This is a genomic window from Aquipseudomonas alcaligenes (genome assembly GCF_003205495.1).
Classification (GTDB): Bacteria; Pseudomonadota; Gammaproteobacteria; order Pseudomonadales; family Pseudomonadaceae; genus Aquipseudomonas; species Aquipseudomonas alcaligenes_B.
This window is the reverse complement of the sequence record NZ_QJRX01000009.1, coordinates 87896-106751: the sequence shown is the minus strand read 5'-3', so window position 1 is coordinate 106751 and position 18856 is coordinate 87896. Positions and strand designations below refer to the sequence as shown.

At 69.1% G+C, this 18856-nt stretch carries 16 protein-coding genes and 1 pseudogene; 10 read left to right on the top strand and 7 right to left on the bottom strand.

The window, feature by feature from the left end:
- The first annotated feature begins 2 nt into the window (after window positions 1-2).
- The gene (locus DMO17_RS16975) at window positions 3-455 is read left to right on the top strand and encodes a MarR family winged helix-turn-helix transcriptional regulator (RefSeq protein WP_110683658.1); all 453 of its coding nucleotides are present in this window, start codon (window positions 3-5) and stop codon (window positions 453-455) included.
- A 3-nt stretch (window positions 456-458) separates the two neighbouring features.
- On the opposite strand, the gene DMO17_RS16970 is transcribed toward DMO17_RS16975, so the two are convergent.
- Window positions 459-1100 (bottom strand): hypothetical protein, encoded by a 642-nt coding sequence (locus DMO17_RS16970; protein WP_110683657.1) that lies wholly within the window; start codon window positions 1098-1100, stop codon window positions 459-461.
- 138 nt (window positions 1101-1238) lie between these two features.
- On the opposite strand from DMO17_RS16970, the gene DMO17_RS16965 reads away from it, so the two are divergent.
- On the top strand, window positions 1239-1853 hold the full coding sequence (locus DMO17_RS16965; RefSeq protein WP_110683656.1) for a LysE family translocator: 615 nt from the start codon (window positions 1239-1241) through the stop codon (window positions 1851-1853).
- Window positions 1853-3052 (top strand): benzoate/H(+) symporter BenE family transporter, encoded by a 1200-nt coding sequence (locus DMO17_RS16960; protein WP_375538026.1) that lies wholly within the window; start codon window positions 1853-1855, stop codon window positions 3050-3052. The genes DMO17_RS16965 and DMO17_RS16960 overlap by 1 nt, the downstream gene beginning before the upstream one ends.
- Before the next feature lie 57 nt (window positions 3053-3109).
- Here DMO17_RS16960 and DMO17_RS16955 read toward each other — a convergent pair whose 3' ends face one another.
- The 4 genes from DMO17_RS16955 to DMO17_RS16940 form a co-directional block, all read right to left on the bottom strand.
- Entirely contained in the window at window positions 3110-4006 is an 897-nt protein-coding gene (locus DMO17_RS16955; RefSeq protein ID WP_110683655.1) for a bile acid:sodium symporter family protein, read from the bottom strand.
- 283 nt (window positions 4007-4289) lie between these two features.
- The gene (locus DMO17_RS16950; protein WP_110683654.1) at window positions 4290-5051 is read right to left on the bottom strand and encodes an SDR family oxidoreductase; all 762 of its coding nucleotides are present in this window, start codon (window positions 5049-5051) and stop codon (window positions 4290-4292) included.
- Between the two features lie 142 nt (window positions 5052-5193).
- Entirely contained in the window at window positions 5194-5883 is a 690-nt protein-coding gene (gene pyrF / locus DMO17_RS16945; protein WP_110683653.1) for an orotidine-5'-phosphate decarboxylase, read from the bottom strand.
- A 58-nt stretch (window positions 5884-5941) separates the two neighbouring features.
- The gene (locus DMO17_RS16940; protein WP_110683652.1) at window positions 5942-6685 is read right to left on the bottom strand and encodes a ZIP family metal transporter; all 744 of its coding nucleotides are present in this window, start codon (window positions 6683-6685) and stop codon (window positions 5942-5944) included.
- A gap of 120 nt (window positions 6686-6805) precedes the next feature.
- Between DMO17_RS16940 and DMO17_RS16935 the strand changes: the two genes are divergently transcribed.
- From DMO17_RS16935 to cobA, 7 genes and pseudogenes are all read left to right on the top strand, one after another.
- The gene (locus DMO17_RS16935) at window positions 6806-7192 is read left to right on the top strand and encodes a thioesterase family protein (protein WP_258371569.1); all 387 of its coding nucleotides are present in this window, start codon (window positions 6806-6808) and stop codon (window positions 7190-7192) included.
- A 77-nt stretch (window positions 7193-7269) separates the two neighbouring features.
- Window positions 7270-7743, top strand: a complete 474-nt coding sequence (locus DMO17_RS16930) for a cytochrome C (RefSeq protein WP_110683651.1) — start codon at window positions 7270-7272, stop codon at window positions 7741-7743.
- A 416-nt stretch (window positions 7744-8159) separates the two neighbouring features.
- The gene (locus tag DMO17_RS16925; RefSeq protein ID WP_110683650.1) at window positions 8160-9371 is read left to right on the top strand and encodes a NarK family nitrate/nitrite MFS transporter; all 1212 of its coding nucleotides are present in this window, start codon (window positions 8160-8162) and stop codon (window positions 9369-9371) included.
- Window positions 9372-9571: 200 nt separating this feature from the next.
- On the top strand, window positions 9572-11245 hold the full coding sequence (locus DMO17_RS16920) for a bifunctional protein-serine/threonine kinase/phosphatase (protein WP_110683649.1): 1674 nt from the start codon (window positions 9572-9574) through the stop codon (window positions 11243-11245).
- Between the two features lie 332 nt (window positions 11246-11577).
- Window positions 11578-12819, top strand: a pseudogene (locus tag DMO17_RS16915) (NAD(P)/FAD-dependent oxidoreductase); the annotation flags it as partial.
- A gap of 1 nt (window position 12820) precedes the next feature.
- Window positions 12821-15544 (top strand): nitrate reductase, encoded by a 2724-nt coding sequence (locus DMO17_RS16910; protein ID WP_258371568.1) that lies wholly within the window; start codon window positions 12821-12823, stop codon window positions 15542-15544.
- An 11-nt stretch (window positions 15545-15555) separates the two neighbouring features.
- Window positions 15556-16293 (top strand): uroporphyrinogen-III C-methyltransferase, encoded by a 738-nt coding sequence (gene cobA / locus DMO17_RS16905; protein ID WP_110683647.1) that lies wholly within the window; start codon window positions 15556-15558, stop codon window positions 16291-16293.
- Window positions 16294-16362: 69 nt separating this feature from the next.
- Here cobA and DMO17_RS16900 read toward each other — a convergent pair whose 3' ends face one another.
- Both DMO17_RS16900 and DMO17_RS16895 read right to left on the bottom strand, forming a co-directional pair.
- Window positions 16363-16965: a class I SAM-dependent methyltransferase gene (locus tag DMO17_RS16900; protein WP_110683646.1), complete on the bottom strand. Its 603-nt coding sequence runs from the start codon at window positions 16963-16965 to the stop codon at window positions 16363-16365.
- Between the two features lie 105 nt (window positions 16966-17070).
- On the bottom strand, window positions 17071-18735 hold the full coding sequence (locus tag DMO17_RS16895) for an AMP-binding protein (protein WP_110683645.1): 1665 nt from the start codon (window positions 18733-18735) through the stop codon (window positions 17071-17073).
- Between the last annotated feature and the right edge of the window lie 121 nt (window positions 18736-18856).

Below are 18856 nucleotides of genomic sequence, written 5' to 3'. Positions count from 1 at the left end.
ATATGCTTGACCTGAAAAAAGCCACCGCCCAGCAGACCGCCATGGCGACCTTCTTCTTCGGCTACCAGGCCTTCACCGCCAAGCCCGACGAAATGCTGGCCAGGCGCGGCCTGTCACGCGTGCACCACCGCATCCTGTTCTTCATCGCCCGCCAGCCGGGGCTCAGCGTCAGCCAGCTGCTCGCCTACCTCGGCGTGAGCAAGCAGGCGCTGAACATCCCCCTGCGCCAGCTGCAGGAGATGCGCCTGGTGGAAAGCGTGGCGGCGACCGAGGACAAGCGCAAACGCCAGCTCGGCCTCACCGCCGAGGGCGCGCGCCTGGAGCAGGCCCTGCGCCGCGAGCAGACCCTGCTGCTGCAGCGGGTGCTGGAAGAAGTCGGCGAGCCGGCGCTGCAGGCCTGGCTTGAGGTCAACCAGGCGCTGAGCAAGGCCCGCCAGGGCGGCGCAGAAGCCTGAGGTTCAGGCGTTGCCCTGGCCCTCCAGTTCGCGGGCGCCGCGGAAGAACACCAGGGCCGAGGCGACTGTGCCCGCCAGCAGCGGAATGAAGGCCAGCACTATCAGGATCACGCTGGCGGCCATGATGCCGCCGACCACCTCCAGCCAGGCCATGACCCGCAGCACGGGGTAAGGGTCCCTCACCTTCAGCAACACGATGCCCAGCCAGAGCGTTGCCAGCCCCATCAGCGCGAGCAGGCCAAAGTAGCTCAGGGTCGGCCAGTCGAGACGGGCGAAGATGGCATCGCCCCACACCCAGTGCAGTCCCTCGCTCAGCAGGCTGCTGAGGATAATCAGATAGACCGGGGCGGCAAGCTTCCCGGCGGCAAAGCGCTGCTCGAGAAACGCCTTGAAACGCAGCAGCAGGTAACAGCCCAGCAGGGTCGACAGGGTGCCCAGCCACTCCCCGACCCTGGCGGCGGCAGTGGCCTGCTCGGAGGCCGAGAGAAAAGCCGCGACCAGTGCGGCGCCCGTGGCCAACGCGGTCGCCAGACTGAGCCAGCCGAGCACCCGCAGCTGCCCCGCGCTCCAGCCCGGCAGCTGTGGCGGCACCCGGGCCTCCACCAGCTCCACCTGTGGCGCCGCGTAGGGATTGTGCTGATCCATGGCGATTTCCTTGTGTAATGGGAACAGTCTCGCTCACCCCAACGCCTCTCTGAAACTGTACCGATGATTGTCGGAGCCGCTGTACCGCGACGCCCGGGTGAGCTGCGCATAGGCTGCCAGCATCCACGGAGAACCACCATGACCTCGGAACTGCTGCTCGCCTTCGTCCTCTTCGCCTTCGTCACCTCGGTGACACCGGGCCCCAACAACATGATGCTGCTGGCCTCGGGCGTGAACTTCGGCGTGCGCCGCAGCCTGCCGCACATGCTCGGCATCAGCCTGGGCTTCATGCTGCTGGTGGCCGCCGTGGGCCTGGGCCTCGGCCAGCTGTTCGAGCAGTTCCCGCCGCTGTACACGGCGCTGCGCTACGCCGGCGCCGCCTACCTGCTGTACCTGGCCTGGAAGATCGCCGGCAGCGGCGCGCCGGATGCCGACGGCAAGACCACCGGCAAGCCCTTCACCTTCCTCCAGGCGGCGGCCTTCCAGTGGGTCAATCCCAAGGCCTGGATCATGGCCATCGGCGCCATCACCACCTACACGCCGCAGGAGGGCTTCCTGCTCAACGTGCTGCTGATCGCGGCCCTGTTCGCCCTGGTCAACTGCCCCAGCGTCGGCCTGTGGACGGTGGCCGGCAGCCTGCTGCGGCGCTGGCTGGACCGTCCGCGCGTTCTGCGCGTCTTCAATATCGGCATGGCGCTGCTGCTGGTGGCCTCGCTCTACCCTATCCTGATCGACGTCAAGGGAAGCCTGTGATGACCCTGGAAGCCATGGACACCTCCACCCGCCTGCGCCCGCTGGCCGACTCCGCCCCCTCCGCCGTGGTCGCCGGCTTCGTCGCCGCCCTCACCGGCTATACCAGCTCGCTGGCGCTGATGTTCCAGGCCGGCCAGGCCGCCGGCCTGAGCGCCGCGCAGATCTCCTCCTGGCTGTGGGCACTGTCGATCGGCATGGGCATCTGCACCATCGGCCTGTCGCTGCGCTACCGCGCGCCGGTGGTGGTGGCCTGGTCGACGCCGGGCGCCGCCCTGTTGATCACCAGCATGCCGGGGGTGAGCTACCCGGAGGCGATCGGCGCCTTCGTGGTCTGCGCCCTGCTGCTCAGCCTGCTGGGCCTGTCCGGCGCCTTCGAGCGGGTCATGCGCCACCTGCCCGCCTCGCTAGCGGCGGCGCTGCTGGCCGGCATCCTGTTCCGCATCGGCAGCGAGATCTTCGTCGCCGCGCCGACCAGTACCGTCCTGGTGCTGGCGATGTTCTTCACCTTCCTGTTCGGCAAGCGCCTGGCGCCACGCTATGCGGTGCTCGCCGCGCTGCTGGTGGGCGGAGTGACGGCGGCAGCGCAGGGCCTGCTCGACTTCAGCCAGTTCAAGCTGGAGCTGGCGGTACCGGTGTGGACCACGCCGAGCTTCTCCCTGAACGCGGCGATCAGCATCGGCATCCCGCTGTTCGTGGTGGCCATGGCCTCACAGAACATCCCCGGCCTCGCCGTGCTGCGCGCCGACGGCTACGACGTGCCGCCGTCGCCGCTGATCGCCACCACCGGCATCGCCTCGCTGCTGCTGGCGCCCTTCGGCTCCCACGGTATCAACCTGGCCGCCATCAGCGCCGCCATCTGTACCGGTGCCGAGGCCCATGCGGACAAGCGCAAGCGCTACACCGCGGCGCTGTGGAACGGCGTGTTCTGCGGCCTCGCCGGCATCTTCGCCGCCACCCTGGCCGCCCTGTTCATCGCCCTGCCCAGCGCCCTGGTGCTGTCCATCGCCGCCCTGGCCCTGCTCGGTTCGATCGGCAACGGCCTGGCCCAGGCCATGCAGGCGCCGGCCGAGCGCGACGCCGCGCTGGTCACCTTCATGATCACCGCCTCGGGCATGACCCTGCTGGGCATCGGCTCGGCCTTCTGGGGCCTGGTCGGCGGTGCCGTGACCCTGCTGATCCTCAACTGGCGCCGGCGCTGAGCCGACCGCCCAGAAAAAAGCCCGGGCAGGTCCCGGGCTTTTTGTTGCGCGGCGAACTCAGGCCGCCTCGGCCTCCTCGGCCGCCAGTTCCTTGCCGTGGGCGAAGTTGACCCACCAGCCGAAGGCGGCGGCGGTGAAGAACATGATGAAGCTGTAGATGGCCGCCGGAATCGCCATGGTGGGATTGTTCAGCAGCATCGGGCTGAGCGCCAGGGCAATCGCCAGGGTGCCGTTGTGGATGCCGATCTCCATGCCGATGGCCACCGCCTGGCGGCGCGGCAGATTCATCAGGCGCGGCACGCCGTAGCCCACGGCCAGGCTGATCAGGTTGAACAGCAGCGCGGCCAGGCCCACCACCGGGGCGTAGTCGACCACCGTCTTCCAGTCCTTGATGAAGGCCAGCACCACCACCAGCACCAGGAACAGCGCGGAGATGATCTTCACCGGCTTCTCCATGACATTGGCGAAGCCCGGCGCCAGCTTGCGGATGACCATGCCGATGGCCACCGGGCCGAGGACGATGGCGAATACCTGCAGCACCTTGGCGAACTGCAGGGGGATGGCCTGGTCGCCTTCCATGAAGTAGGCCAGCGACAGGTTGACGATGAACGGCATGGTGAGGATGGCCACCACCGAGTTCACCGCGGTCAGGGTGATGTTCAGCGCCACGTCGCCATGCGCCAGGTGGCTGTAGAGGTTGGCCGAGGTGCCGCCGGGCGAGGCCGCCAGCAGCATCAGGCCGACCGCCAGGGCCGGTGCCAGGCCGAAGCCCTTGGCGATGAAGAAGCACACCAGCGGCAGCAGGAGCAGCTGGCAGCCCAGGCCGATCAGCACCGGCTTGGGAAACTTCACCACCCGGGCGAAGTCCGCCAGGGTCAGCGACAGGCCCAGCCCGAGCATGATGATGCCCAGGGCGATGGGCAGGAACAGGGTATTCAAGGCACTTGCGGTCATTCTTGTTGTTCTCCGGAACAGTCATTGGCCTGTTGCAAAAATCCGTTTGGGCGCCAGGCCGCGCCATGGGTCGTTGCTGCTTCTCGTCGTAGTCCTGCCACGACGGGTCGCAACGGCTCGCCTGACGGGCTCTGACACTCGCGCTCGAATACAGACACCGACCGCCAGGCCGCCGGCCAGCGATTCTTGACGAGCCGGCCAAGCCTTGTAACTGGCTTTTTAAGCCAAAGGAACTACTGGTCGTAACAGAATGCAAAAAGGGCGCCTTGCGGCGCCCTTCCTGTCAGATCGCGGTGGCCCCGCCATCCACCGCCAGCGCGTGGCCGGTGGTGAAGCCGGCCGCGTCACAGCACAGGTAAAGCACCGCGGCGGCGATCTCCTCGACCTTGCCGATACGCCCGACCGGGTGCATGCCGGCGACGAACTCGGCCTTCTTCGGGTCGGCCTCGGCGGCACGGCGCCACATGTCGGTGTCGATCACCGCCGGGCACACAGCGTTGACGCGGATCTTCTTCTTCGCGTACTCGACGGCAGCCGACTTGGTCAGGCCGATCACCGCGTGCTTGGAGGCGGCGTAGATGCTCATCTTCGGCGCGGCGCCGAGACCGGCCACCGAGGCGGTGTTGACGATGGCGCCGCCGCCCTGGGCCAGCAGCAGCGGCAGCTGGTGCTTCATGCACAGCCACAAGCCCTTGACGTTGACACCCATGATGGCGTCGAACTCGGCCTCGCTGCCCTCGGCCAGCTTGCCCTTCTCGATCTCGATGCCGGCGTTGTTGAAGGCGTAGTCGAGGCGCCCATAGGCGGCCACCACCTGCTCCATCAGTGCCTTGACCTCGGCGTCGCGGGTCACGTCGCAGCGCACGAACAGGGCCTCGCCACCGGCGTCGCGGATCAGCTGCACGGTGCCTTCGCCGCCGCTCACGTCGACGTCGGACACCACCACCTGCAGGCCCTCGGCCGCGAAGGCCAGGGCGGTGGCGCGGCCGATGCCGGCGGCACCGCCGGTTACCAGGGCTACTTTGCCGGAGAAGGTCATGCTCATGTCTGCATCCTCGCAGGGAGTTGGAAATGAGCGGAGTCTAGCCAGCGCGCGCGCCGGCGAGCAGCACTATCAGGGTGCCATGTGCCGGGTCATGCAGAGGAGTGATGAGGCACCGGGCGCCCCATCACTCGCCTGGATAGGATCAGGCCAGCTCGGCGACGATCGCGGCCAGCGCCTGGGCCGGGTCGGCGGCCTGGCTGATCGGGCGGCCGATCACCAGGTAATCTGAGCCGGCGGCCAGGGCCTGGGCCGGGGTGAGGATGCGCTTCTGGTCATCGGCGCTGCTGCCGGCCGGGCGGATGCCCGGGGTGACCAGCTGCAGGGCCGGGTGCGCGGCCTTGAGCGCCGGTGCTTCCTGGGCCGAGCAGACCAGGCCGTCCATGCCGGCCTGGGTGGCCAGCGCGGCCAGGCGCAGCACCTGCTCCTGCGGCGCGATGTCCAGGCCGATACCAGCCAGGTCCTGCTGCTCCATGCTGGTCAGCACGGTCACGCCGATCAGCAGCGGCTTGCGGCCGGCCAGCTTGTCCAGCTCCTCGCGGCAGGCCGCCATCATGCGCAGGCCGCCGGAGCAGTGCACATTGACCATCCACACGCCCAGCTCGGCGGCGGCCTTGACCGCCATCGCCGTGGTGTTGGGGATGTCGTGGAATTTCAGGTCGAGGAACACCTCGAAGCCCTTGGCCTGCAGTGCCTCCACCACCGCCGGGCCGCTGCGGGTGAACAGCTCCTTGCCGACCTTGACCCGGCACAGCCGCGGGTCCAGGCGCTCGGCCAGGGCCAGGGCGGCGTCACGGGAGGGGAAGTCGAGGGCAACGATGATCGGGGTGGACATGGCGGGCTCACAGGCAGGTCGAAAACGCCGCGCATTGTACCCCAGGCAACCGCCGTGGTCAGATCAGCTTCTCCAGCGCCAGCGCGGTCATGAAGCCGGACAGGGTGATCAGCCCGGTCATGGCATGGGTTTCGGCGAAGGCCTCGGGGATCATCGCATCGACCAGCATGCACAGCACCGCGCCGGCGGAAAAACCCAGGGCCACCGCCAGCCAGTAAGGTGACAGGCTGGCGAACAGGCCCGGCCCGGCCATCGCCGCCAGGCCCGAGAGCAGCACGATGCCACCCCACAGGCGCAGCACGTAGAACACGCTGCGGCCCTCGCCGCGCAGCCCGGCGGCGCTGGCCAGGCCCTCCGGCAGGTTGGAGAGGAAGATCGCCGCCAGCATCACCAGGCTGACCTGACCGCTGTCGAGCAGGCCCAGACCGAGACCGACCGACTCCGGAATACCGTCGAGAAAGGCCCCGGCGGCGATCAGCAGCCCGGCCATGTGCGCCTGGCCGCCGGCCTCGCGGCCGCGATGGCGCAGTTCCAGGCGCTCCAGCCACTCGTTGGCGGCGACGAAGGCCAGGCCGCCGGCGAGCATGCCCCACAGGGTGGGGGCCAGGCCGCCGAGGCGCTCGGCCTCGGGAATCTGCTCGAAGCAGATCGCGGCGATCAGCACCCCGCTGCCGTAGGCCAGCAAGGCCGCCACCAGGCGCCGCGACAGGCGCAGGAACACGCCGAGCAAGGCCCCCAGCAGCAGGCTGCTGGCCGCCAGCACACCCCACAGGCCGGCCTGCGCCAGCATCCCCCAGTCCATACCCCCTCCTCCAGACTCCACCCGAGCCGCTAGACTGGCAGCCCCGATTCCGCGCAGGCAGCAGTGATGGCCCGTCTCCAGCTCGATTTTTCCCGCCAGTAGTTCCGCTACCAGACCCACATGACGGTGCGCAGTACCGACATCAATGGCGCCAACCACCTCAGCAACGATGCCATGATCTCGATGATCTCCGAGGCCCGCGCACGTTTTCTGTTCGATCACGGCATCCGCGAAACCTCCGACAGCGGTACCGGCATCATAGTCACCGACCTCGCCACCATGTACCGCGCCGAATCCCATGCCCGCGACCAGCTGCTGTTCGAAGTGGGCGTGATGGACTTCAACCGCTATGGCGGCGACATCATCTTCCGCATCAGCCGCCCGGCCGACGCCACCCTGATCGCCCTGGCCAAGTCCGGTTTCGTGTTCTTCGACTACGGCCAGGGCAAGGTGGTCCCCATGGCCGCCGAGTTCAGCGCCAAGTTCCCCGAGGTGAACTGGCTGTAGATTGGCGAACGGTCGGTGAACGCTCTAGGTTTACACGGTTAGCGCCCGCCCAGAGGCGCCCAACCGAGAAGCCTGACATGCGCACACCCCATCGACTCCTGATACTGGCCGCCACCCTCGCCCTGCCCCTGGGCGGCCAGGCCGAACCTTCGGCGGAACGCGGCCGCTACCTGGTGCAGATCGCCGGCTGCAACGACTGCCATACCGCCGGCTACCTGCTGGCCCCGGACCAGGTGCCGGACAGCGCCTGGCTGCTGGGCGACCGCCTGGGCTGGAGCGGCCCCTGGGGCACCACCTACGCCAGCAACCTGCGCCTGGTACTGCCGCGGCTCGACGAGGAGCAGTGGCTGCAGCTGGCGCGCAACGCCAACTACCGCCCGCCCATGCCCAACCATGCCCTGCGCATACTCACGGATGACGACCTGCGCAGCATCCACCGGTTCGTCAGCCAGCTGGGCGAGGCCGGCGAGCCGGCGCCGGCCGCCCTGCCGCCGGGCCAGACCGCCCAGGGCCCGGTCGTGCAGTTCCCGGCGCCGCCCGCCCAGCCCTGAAACCGCCTCAACTCGGTGCGCCACCCGCACGCGGCGCACCGTATTGAACCAGCGCCGCAGCACGCGAGGCTGACACTCCGCTGATTGGCGCGCCCGCGGCGCATTGGCCCGAGTCTTGCTCAAGCCCTGATACAGGCATCCAACGGCGGCTGCCCCCGATACGACAAAGGCGTCGCACCTCCTCCGCTCCGGCGGTCAGTGGTGCGGCGCCTTTTGCGTTTCATCCCCCAAAGCCCGGGGGTGGCTGGCGGCCCGCGATCCGGACGCCGGCCGGTAACTCTCTCAACCTGGCTGTGGCTTCGGCCACGGGGCCGGGCGCCACAAGCGCCGGGCTCTCCCGCCGGCGGCCAGGCGACGTGCCCACGATCACGTCGCCGCGCCGCCGACGGGACTCTAACTCGATGATGAGGTGTTGGATGAATACAAGTTTCTGGAAAGCCGGCCACGCACCGACGCTGTTCGCCGCGTTCCTCTATTTCGACCTGAGCTTCATGGTCTGGTACGTGCTCGGTCCGCTGGGCGTGCAGATCGCCAGCGACCTGGGCCTGACCACCCAGCAACGCGCCATGATGGTCGCCACGCCGATCCTGGCCGGCGCCGTGCTGCGCTTCCTGATGGGCCTGCTGGCCGATCGCACTTCGCCGAAGACCGCCGGCCTGGTCGGCCAGGTAATCGTCATCGCCGCCCTGGCGGTGGCCTGGCAGCACGGCATCCACAGCTACGAGCAGGCGCTGCTGCTCGGCCTGTTCCTCGGCTTCGCCGGTGCCTCCTTCGCCGTGGCCCTGCCGCTGGCCTCGCAGTGGTATCCGCCGCAGCACCAGGGCAAGGCCATGGGCATCGCCGGCGCCGGCAACTCCGGCACCGTGCTCACCGCCCTGTTCGCCCCGGGCCTGGCCGCCGCCTTCGGCTGGGGCAACGTGTTCGGCCTGGCGCTGATCCCGCTGGTGCTGACCCTGATCATCTTCGCCGGCGTCGCCAAAAACGCTCCCGAGCGCCCGGCGCCCAAGGCCATGGCCGACTACCTCAAGGCCCTCGGTGACCGCGACAGCTGGTGGTTCATGTTCTTCTACAGCATCACCTTCGGCGGCTTCCTCGGCCTGGCCAGCACCCTGCCCGGCTACTTCCACGACCAGTACGGCTTCGATCCGGTGAAAGCCGGCTACTACACCGCCGCCTGCGTGTTCGCCGGCAGCCTGATGCGCCCGCTGGGCGGCGCCCTGGCCGACCGCATCGGCGGCATCCGCTCGCTGCTGGTGATGTACACCTGCGCCTCCATCTGCATCGCCGCGGTGGGCTTCAACCTGCCCAGCGCCTACGCCGCCCTGGGCCTGTTCGTGGTCGCCATGCTCAGCCTGGGCGCCGGCAACGGCGCGGTGTTCCAGCTGGTGCCGCAGCGTTTCCGCAAGGAGATCGGCGTGATGACCGGGCTGATCGGCATGGCCGGCGGCATCGGCGGCTTCTGCCTGACCGCAGGGCTCGGCGCGATCAAGCAGTCCACCGGCGACTACCAGCTGGGCCTGTGGCTGTTCGCCAGCCTCGGCGTGCTGGCCTGGTTCGGCCTGCACGGCGTCAAGCTGCGCTGGCGCACCACCTGGGGCAGCGCGGCCGTCACCGCCGCCCGCGTCTGAGCCATCCATGCCGGGCGCCCAGTGCGCCCGGCGTTGCTCACAGGACGGTTGCGACAAAGGCGGGGCTGGGCGAGGCTCCCGCACTGGTCAGGAAAGGTGGAGTGGCGACACTCCTTGGGGCCCCGAGCGGCCCGGCCTTTGTCTCAACCGACTTGATTACCTCGGGCGCCTCTCGGCGCCTTTCGCACGAGAGAGCCCGCATGGCCCTGCAACTGAGCTTCGGCGAAGCCACCGCCACCGGCCCGCGCACGGAAAACCAGGACGCCATCCGCGTGGTCACCCCGGCGCCCGCCCTGGCCGCCAGCAAGGGCTTCCTGTTTGCCCTGGCCGATGGCGTCAGCCAGTGCGCCGACGGCGGCCTGGCCGCACGCGCCACCCTGCAGGCCCTGGCCCTGGACTACTACTCGACCCCCGAGACCTGGGCCGTGGCGCAGTCACTGGAGCGCCTGCTGGTGGCGCACAACCGCTGGCTGCAGGCCGGCAGCGGCGGCCAGCCGCTGCTCACCACCCTTTCCGCGCTGATCCTGCGCGGCCGCCGCTTCACCCTGGCGCACGTCGGCGACTGCCGCGCCTACCGCCTGCACGGCGGCCAGCTGGAGCGCCTCAGCGAGGACCATGTGTGGGAGCAGCCGGGCATGCAGCACGTGCTCAAGCGCGCCCTGGGCCTGGACCAGCACCTGGTGGTGGACTACCTGGAAGGTGAGCTACGCGAGGGCGAGCGCTACCTGCTGGTCAGCGACGGCGTCTGGTCGACCCTGGGCGACGCCGGCATCCGCCGCCTGCTGCTGGACGAGAGCGACCCGGCCGCCGCCTGCCAGGCGCTGGTCGCCGCCGCCCATCTGGCCGGCAGCCAGGACAACGCCAGCGCCGTGCTGGTGCAGGTCGAGGCGCTGCCGGACAACGACCTGGCCGATACCCTGGCGCAGCTGCAGCAGTGGCCGCTGCCGCCCAAGCTGCGCGAGGGCCAGGACTTCGAGGGCTGGCAGGTCGAGCGCCTGCTGGCCGAGTCGCGCCAGTCGCTGGTGTACCGGGTGCGCGACGCCCAGGCCCGGCGCTGGCTGCTCAAGACCCTGCCGGCCAGCCGCCACGACGAGGCCCAGGCCGGGGCCGCCCTGCTGCTGGAGGAATGGTTCCTGCGCCGCGTGGCCGGCCGCCACTTCGCCGAGGCCCATCCGCTGCCGCAGCGCCAGCACCTCTACTACGTGCAGCGCGAGTACGCCGGCCAGACCCTGGCCGAGCACCTGCGCCTGTCCGGTCCGCTGGGCCTGGCCGAATGGCTGGAGCTGGCGCCGCGCCTGCTCAAGGCCCTGGGCCAGCTGCACCGGCGCAACATCCTGCACCGCGACATCAAGCCGGAGAACCTGCTCTGGTGCGACGACGGCGAGCTGCGCCTGCTCGACTTCGGCCTGGCCTACTGCCCCGGCCTGTCGCGCGACGAGCAGCACGCCCTGCCCGGCACGCCCAGCTACATCGCCCCGGAGGCCTTCGCCGGCATCGCCCCGGAGCGCCAGCAGGACCTCTACGCCGCCGGCGTCACCCTCTACCACCTGCTCACCGGCCACTATCCCTACGGCGAGATCGAGGCCTTCCAGCACCCGCGCTTCGGCAGCCCGGCCGCCCCCAGCCGCTACCGCCCGGACATTCCAGCCTGGCTCGACGACTGCCTGCTGCGCGCGGTGGCGGCCAGCCCCGAAGAGCGCTTCGAGACCGCCGAGGAGTGGCTGCTGGCCCTCGAGCAGGGCGAGCGCCAGACCCTCGGCGGGCGCCCGCGGCCACTGCTGGAGCGCGAGCCGCTGAAGGTCTGGCGCGGCGTGGCCCTGGCCTCGCTGCTGGTCAACCTGGTCCTGCTGGTCAGTCTGCTGCGGGGCCAGTGAGGCCAGGCCGCACCACAACGACGCAGCGCCGCTTTAAACGGGTGCGCAAAAGCCCGAGAGATGCACGAAAGAGCGCTGGAAGCCTCGAAAAAGGGGCCTTGCGAAGTTGGCACGGGGCCTGCAAAAGACACCTCGAACACACATAAAGGCACCGCCCTCAATGCGGAAGACGGTGCCCTCCCGCTAGATCGGGACCTGGACAAAGGCGTCCTCGCTAGGCAACTGGCGGGACGCCTTTTTTGTTTCATGGCCTGCCCTTGGCAGCCACTTTCGAGTCGTCGCGGAGCATCGCTCCCGGCCATTTTTCGGGATTTCAGCAGGAGAGGACCGGCATGAACAAACTCAAGCTGGTAATGGTGGGCAACGGCATGGCCGGGGTCAGAACCCTGGAGGAGCTGCTCCGGCTCGCGCCGGACCTGTATGAGATCACCGTGTTCGGCGCCGAGCCGCACCCCAACTACAACCGCATCCTGCTGTCGCCGGTGCTGGCCGGCGAGCAGAGCTTCGCCGACATCGTGCTCAACGGTATCGAGTGGTACCAGCAGCACGGCATCGACCTGCGCCTGGGGCGCAAGGTGGTGGCCATCGACCGCAAGAAGCGCCTGGTCACCGCCGACGATGGCAGCACCGCCCAATACGACCGGCTGATCCTCGCCACCGGCTCCAACCCCTTCATCCTGCCGGTGCCGGGCAACCGCCTGGAGGGGGTGATCGCCTACCGCGACATCGCCGACACCGAGAAGATGATGCAGACCGCGCGCACCCACAGCCACGCCGTGGTCATCGGCGGTGGCCTGCTCGGCCTGGAGGCGGCCAACGGTCTGCGCCAGCGCGGCATGCACGTGACCGTGGTGCACCTGGCCGACTGGCTGCTGGAGCGCCAGCTCGACCAGACTGCGGGCAAGCTCCTGCAGCAGGCGCTGGAGGCCCGTGGCATCCGCTTCCGCCTCAACGAGCAGACCGAGGAGCTGCTCGACTACGGCAGCGGCCGGGTCTGCGCCGTACAGTTCAAGAGCGGCGACACCATTCCCGCCGACCTGGTGGTGATGGCCGCCGGCATCCGTCCCAACACCGAACTGGCGGAAAAAGCCGGCCTGCCCTGCAACCGCGGCATCCTGGTGGACGACTGCCTGCAGACCTTCGACCCGCGCATCTATGCCGTCGGCGAATGCGCCAACCACCGCGGCATCGCCTACGGCCTGGTGGCACCGCTGTTCGAGCAGGCCCAGGTCTGCGCCAACCACCTGGCCATGCTCGGCACCGCCCGCTACCAGGGTTCGGTGATCTCCACCAAGCTCAAGGTCACCGGCATCGATCTGTTCTCCGCCGGCGACTTCATGGGCGGCGACGGCACCGAGACCATCACCCTCTCCGACCCCATCGGCAGCGTGTACAAGAAACTGGTGATCAAGGACGACGTGCTGGTCGGCGGCTGCCTGTACGGCGACACCCTGGACGGCAGCTGGTATTTCCAGCAAATCCGCGAGGGCGTCGACATCGGCCGCATGCGCGATCACCTGATGTTCGGCCGCGCCAGCCTGGAGGCGGCCGGCCTCGCCGAGAAGGATGCCGCCCGTGCCTGAAGCGACCCTGCAAACCACAGCAGCCACCTGCTGCTACTGCGGCGTCGGCTGCGGCGTGCTGATCGAGCACGATGGCGAGAAGATCCTCGGCGTGCAGGGCGACCCCAGCCATCCGGCCAACTTCGGCCGCCTGTGCAGCAAGGGCTCGTCCCTGCACCTGACCGGCGACCTCGACGCCCGCGCCCTCTACCCCGAGCTGCGCCTGGGCAAGAATCTCGCCCGCGCCCGCACCGACTGGGACAGCGCCCTCGACCACGCTGCCAGCGTATTCGCCGAGACCATCCGCGAGCACGGCCCGGACAGCGTCGCCTTCTACATCTCCGGCCAGCTGCTGACCGAGGACTACTACGCCTTCAACAAGCTGGCCCGCGCCCTGGTCGGCACCAACAATATCGACAGCAACTCGCGCCTGTGCATGAGCTCGGCGGTGGTCGGCTACAAGCGCAGCCTGGGCGCCGACGCCCCGCCCTGCAGCTACGAGGACATCGAGCAGGCCGACTGCCTGCTGATCGCCGGCAGCAACATGGCCTATGCCCACCCGATCCTGTTCCGCCGCCTGGAAGCGGCCAAGGCCGCGCGGCCCGAAATGAAGATCATCGTGGTCGACCCGCGCCGCACCGATACCTGCGAGCTGGCCGACCTGCATCTGGCCATCGCCCCGGGCACCGACGTGGCGCTGTTCCACGGCCTGCTGCACCTGCTGCTGGCCAACGGCGACTACGACCCGGCCTATATCGATGCCCACACCGAGGGCTTCGAGGCCCTGCGCGGGCTGGCGGCCGACTACCCGCCGAGCGAAGTGGCGCGCCTGTGCGCCATCGACGAGAGCGAGCTGCGCCGCGCCGCCGAGCTGATCGGCCAGTCGCCGGCCTTCCTCTCGCTGTGGTGCATGGGCCTCAACCAGTCCAGCGCCGGTAGCGCCAAGAACAGCGCCCTGATCAACCTGCACCTGGCCACGGGACAGATAGGCCGGGTCGGCGCCGGCCCCTTCTCCCTCACCGGCCAGCCCAACGCCATGGGCGGCCGCGAGACCGGCAGCCTGTCCAACCTGCTGCCCGGCCACCGCGAGGCCGCCAACCCCGAGCACCGCGCCGAAGTGGCCCGTTACTGGGGCGTGGACAGCCTGCCGGAAACCCCGGGACTCAGCGCCGTGGAACTGTTCGAGGCGGTGCGCGCCGGCAAGATCAAGGCCCTGTGGATCGCCTGCACCAACCCCGCGCAGTCGCTGCCGGACCAGCAGAAGATCCACGAGGCCCTGGCGCTGTGCCCCTTCGTGGTGGTGCAGGAAGCCTTCTTCACCACCGAAACCTGTAAGTACGCCGACCTTCTGCTCCCGGCCGCCAGCTGGGGCGAAAAAGAAGGCAGCGTGACCAACTCCGAGCGGCGCATCAGCCATGTGCGCCGCGCCGTGCCAGCGCCCGCAGAGGCGCGGCCGGACTGGGCGATCGTCTGCGACTTCGCCCGTCGCCTGGAACAACTGCAACGCCCCGGCCTGCCAAGCCTGTTCGCCTTCCTCGACGCGGAAATGCTGTTCGAGGAGTACAAGCACCTGACCCAGGGACGCGACCTGGACCTTTCCGGTCTCAGCTACGCCATCCTGGACGACCAAGGTCCACAACAATGGCCCTTCCCGGCCGGCGCCCGCCAAGGCACCGCGCGTCTGTACGGGAACGGCCTCTTCCCCACCGCCAGCGGCCGCGCACAGTTCGTCGCCGACCCTTACCGGCCGGCCCAGGAACGCCCGGTGGCGGACTTCCCCCTGCTGCTCAACACCGGCCGCCTACGCGACCAGTGGCACGGCATGAGCCGCACCGGCACCGCCGCACGGCTGTTCGGCCACGCGCCAGAAGCGGTGCTCGGCCTGCACCCGGACGAGCTGGCGCGGCGCGGCCTGCAGTCCGGCGAGCTGATCCGGCTGCGCAGCCGGCGCGGCGGCCTGATCCTGCCGGTGCAGGCCGACGACAGCCTGCAAGCGGGCCAGGCCTACCTGCCGATGCACTGGGGCGACCGTTTCCTCAAGGGTCTGGGCACCAACGTGCTGACCCAGCCGGCCTTCGACCCGCTGTCCAAGCAGCCGGAGCTGAAGCTCAGCGCCGTGCAGGTCGAGCGCGCCGAGCTGCCCTGGCAGTTCTTCGCCCTGGTCGAGGGCGACGTGCAGCGCCGCTTCACCGCCCTGCGCCCGCTGTTCGAGCGTTTCGCCTACGCCAGCCTGGCGCCCACCGGCCGCGAACAGCGCCCGGCCCTGCTGCTGAAGGCCGCCGCCACGACGGCGCCGGACGCCGAGCTGCTGGCGCAGATCGACGCCCTGCTCGGCCTCGACCAGGGCCCGGTGATGGCCTACGACGACCCCCGGCGCGGCGTGGGCAAGCGCCTGCGCACCGAGGGCGGGCGCATCGTCACCGTGCGCCTGGCCGGCGAGGTTGCCGCCCGCGACTGGCTCAAGGGCCTGTGGGAACAGGGCAGCAGCGACGCCGAGCTGCGCCGCTGGCTGCTGGCCCCGCTGGCCACCCCGCCCGGCGGCGGCATGCAGGCCAGCAAGGTGCTGTGCAACTGCATGAACGTCAGCCAGGACGCGGTATGCGCCGGCATCGAACGCGGCCTGGACCTGGACGGCCTCAAGCGCGAGCTGAAATGCGGCACCAGCTGCGGCTCGTGCGTGCCGGAAATCAAGCGACTGCTGGCCACCCGCGTGGCGGCCGTAGCCGTGCAAGCCTGAGGAGTAGAAGCATGAGTGCAAAAGTCTGGCTGGTGGGCGCCGGCCCCGGCGACCCGGAACTGCTGACCCTCAAGGCGGTGAGGGCCCTCAACCGGGCCGAGATCGTGATGATCGACGACCTGGTCAACCCGGCCGTGCTGGAACACTGCCCGGCGGCGCGTGTGGTGCCGGTGGGCAAGCGCGGCGGCTGCCGCTCCACGCCGCAGGCCTTCATCCACCGGCTGATGCTGCGCTACGCGCGCCAAGGCAAGTGCGTGGTGCGTCTGAAGGGTGGCGACCCGTGCATCTTCGGCCGTGGCAGCGAGGAAGCCGACTGGCTGGCCGCGCATGGCATCGAGGTGGAGATGGTCAACGGCATCACCGCCGGCCTGGCCGGCGCCACCCAGTGCGGCATCCCCCTGACCCTGCGCGGCGTGGCCCGCGGCGTGACCCTGGTCACCGCCCACACCCAGGACGACAGCAGCCTGAACTGGCAAGCCCTGGCCCAAGGGGGCACCACCCTGGTGGTGTACATGGGCGTGGCGAAACTGGCAGAAGTACGCGACAGCCTGCTGGCCGGCGGCATGCGCGCCGACATGCCGGTGGCGATGATCGAGAACACCTCGCTGCCGCAACAGCGCGAGTGCCGCAGCACCCTGGCCGGCATGCAGCAGGCGGCCGCCGATTTTGCGCTGAAGAGCCCGGCGATCCTGGTGATCGGCGAGGTGGCGGCGCAGCAGCAGATTCAAGCTTTGGCAGAGATTGCCTGATCCCCTTCGCTCCTGCGGAGTAGTGCTTCGCCCGGCCGCATGGCCGGGCTTTTTTTTGCCCCGGGAGCCTCAGCGCTTTTCCGCGACTATCGCGTAACGGCCCTTGTTGCGAGCGCCGTCCGGCAGGTTCATGAACTCACCGATCAGCAGCCGGCAGCCACAATCGCGCAGGATCTGTTCGGTCTCTTCCGGCAGGTTGGAGTCGTAGAAGAATTCCACGCCGAACATGAAGTCGGTGAACGCCGGATGGCTGGAGCCACCCACTGTCAGCATCAGCCGGCCGCCACCAGGCAGCCGCTCGACGACCCGCTGCAGGATCCCGGCATGCTCGCTGCGCGGGAGGTGAAAGATCGAGTCCCAGATGATCGCCGCCTGGAAGTCCCGGTCCGGCACGTAGCGCTCCATCGGCGACAGCAGCCAGCACTGGTCAGGTAGGCGCCGGCGGGCCTGTTCGAGCATCGCCTCGGACTGGTCCACGCCGATCACCCGATGGCCGCTGGCGACCACCTGCTCGGCCATCGGCCGCCCCGTGCCGCAGCCCAGGTCGAGGACGGTGGAACCCGGCGGCAGCGGAGCCAGCAGCGTGTCCAGGTAGTGGCGCTCGTTCTTGAAGAAGCCCGAGCGCGCCTCGCCCCACTGCTGGGCGACCTTGTTGTAGGCATCGCGGTTCATCGTCTCTCCTGTCGGCGGCAGGCGCGGATTCTCGCACCGAAACAGGCGTTGCCCCAAAGCAAAAGGCCCGGTCGCGGGACCGGGCCTTTTCCGGGGCCGCGCGACTCAGCCGGCCTGCTGATGCCAAACCACCCCCTCGCGGCGCTGCCCCCAGGCATCGAAGTGCGGGCCATAGGCGTTCTCCACCGAAGCCCGCTTGATCTTCAGCGTCGGCGTCAGGAAGCCGTTGTCCACCGCCCAGACCTCGGGCACCAGCACCAGGCCGTTGAGCTGCTCGTGCTTGTCCAGGGCCAGGTTGGTTTCCTCCAGCAGGCGCTTGAGGCTGCCCTCCAGCTGCTCGCGCGGCTCCTTGCGCCCGGCCTCGGAGAGCACGCACAGGGCCAGCGGCTGAGGCAGGCCGTCGCCGACCACGCAGACCTGCTCGATATGGCTGTGCACGGCCAGGCGGTTCTCGATCGGCGCCGGGGCCACGTACTTGCCCTTGCTGGTCTTGAAGATTTCCTTGATCCGCCCGGTCAGGCGCAGATTGCCCTCGGCATCCTGCTCGCCCTTGTCGCCGGTGCGCAGGAAGCCATCCTCGGTCAGCGTCTCGGCAGTCTTGCCCGGCTCCTTGTAGTAGCCCTGCATGGTCGAGCCGCTGCGCACCAGCACCTCGCCCACCTCGCTGATGCGCACCTCGACGCCCGGGTTGTTCTGGCCGATCCAGCCCTGCTTGAACTTGCCCGGGCGGCACACGTGGGAATAGCCGCAGTTCTCGGTCATGCCGTAGACCTCCTGCAGCTCCAGGCCCAGGCGGCGATACCAGTTGAGCAGTGCCTCGGGCACCGGCGCGGCGCCGGACAGCGCGTAGCGCACCGCGTCCAGGCCCAGGCCACGCAGCACCTTGCGCCCGATCAGGCGACCGAGCAGCGGAATGGACAACAGGAAGTCCAGTTTCCTGGCCGGCATCTTGGAATAGACGCCCATCTGGAACTTGGTCCAGATCCGCGGCACGCCGAAGAACACCGTGGGACGGGCGCGGCGCAGGTCGTCGAGGAAGGTATCCAGGCTCTCGGCGAAGTACACGGTCAGCCCGCTGTACAACGAATTGAGCTCGACGAACATGCGCTCGGCCACGTGGCACAGCGGCAGGTAGGACAGCACCCGGTCGTCCTCGCGCACGCCGAACAGCTCGGTGGCGTGGCTGGCGGTGAAGCCGAAGTTGCCGAAGTTGTGCATCACACCCTTGGGCATGCCGGTAGTGCCGGAGGTGTAGATGATGGTGGCGAGCTGCTCGGCGCGCGGCCTGGGGGTGTCCTGAATCGGCGCGCAGGCCTGCAGGTCCTGCCAGGTGCGGTCGTAGCGACCGTGCGGGTGCAACGGCAGGGCCACGGTGGTGACCTGCTCCGGCACGCCGGGAGCCATGGCCGGCCAGTCGTCGAGCTTGCCGATGAAGGCCACCCTGGCCTCGGCATGCTCCAGCACCTGGCGCACCGACTCGGCGGTGAGGTTGGGATAGAGCGGCACCGACACGTGCCCGGCCATCCAGATGGCCAGGTCGGCGACTATCCAGTGCGCACAGTTCTTGGAAATGATGGCGATCTTGCTGCCCTGCTCCAGCTCCAGACTGCGCAGCCAACTCGCCGCGCGCCGGGCCTGCTCGCCCACTTCGGCCCAGGTCAGCTGCTCCACCTGTCCGGCGCCGAGGGGCTGGATCAGGTAGGTCTTGTTCGGGTGACGCGACTCGCGCTCGAAAAACACTTCGAGCGGCAAACGGACTGCACTGGCCACGGGGCCTCCTTGTTTATTGTTTTTGTCACAGGGAGCAACCAAGCACTTGCTTGGTTGAATATTCCATGCGTCAGGAGGCATCGCAAGTAGAGAAATGTTACAGAAGCGCCGACAGGCCGCC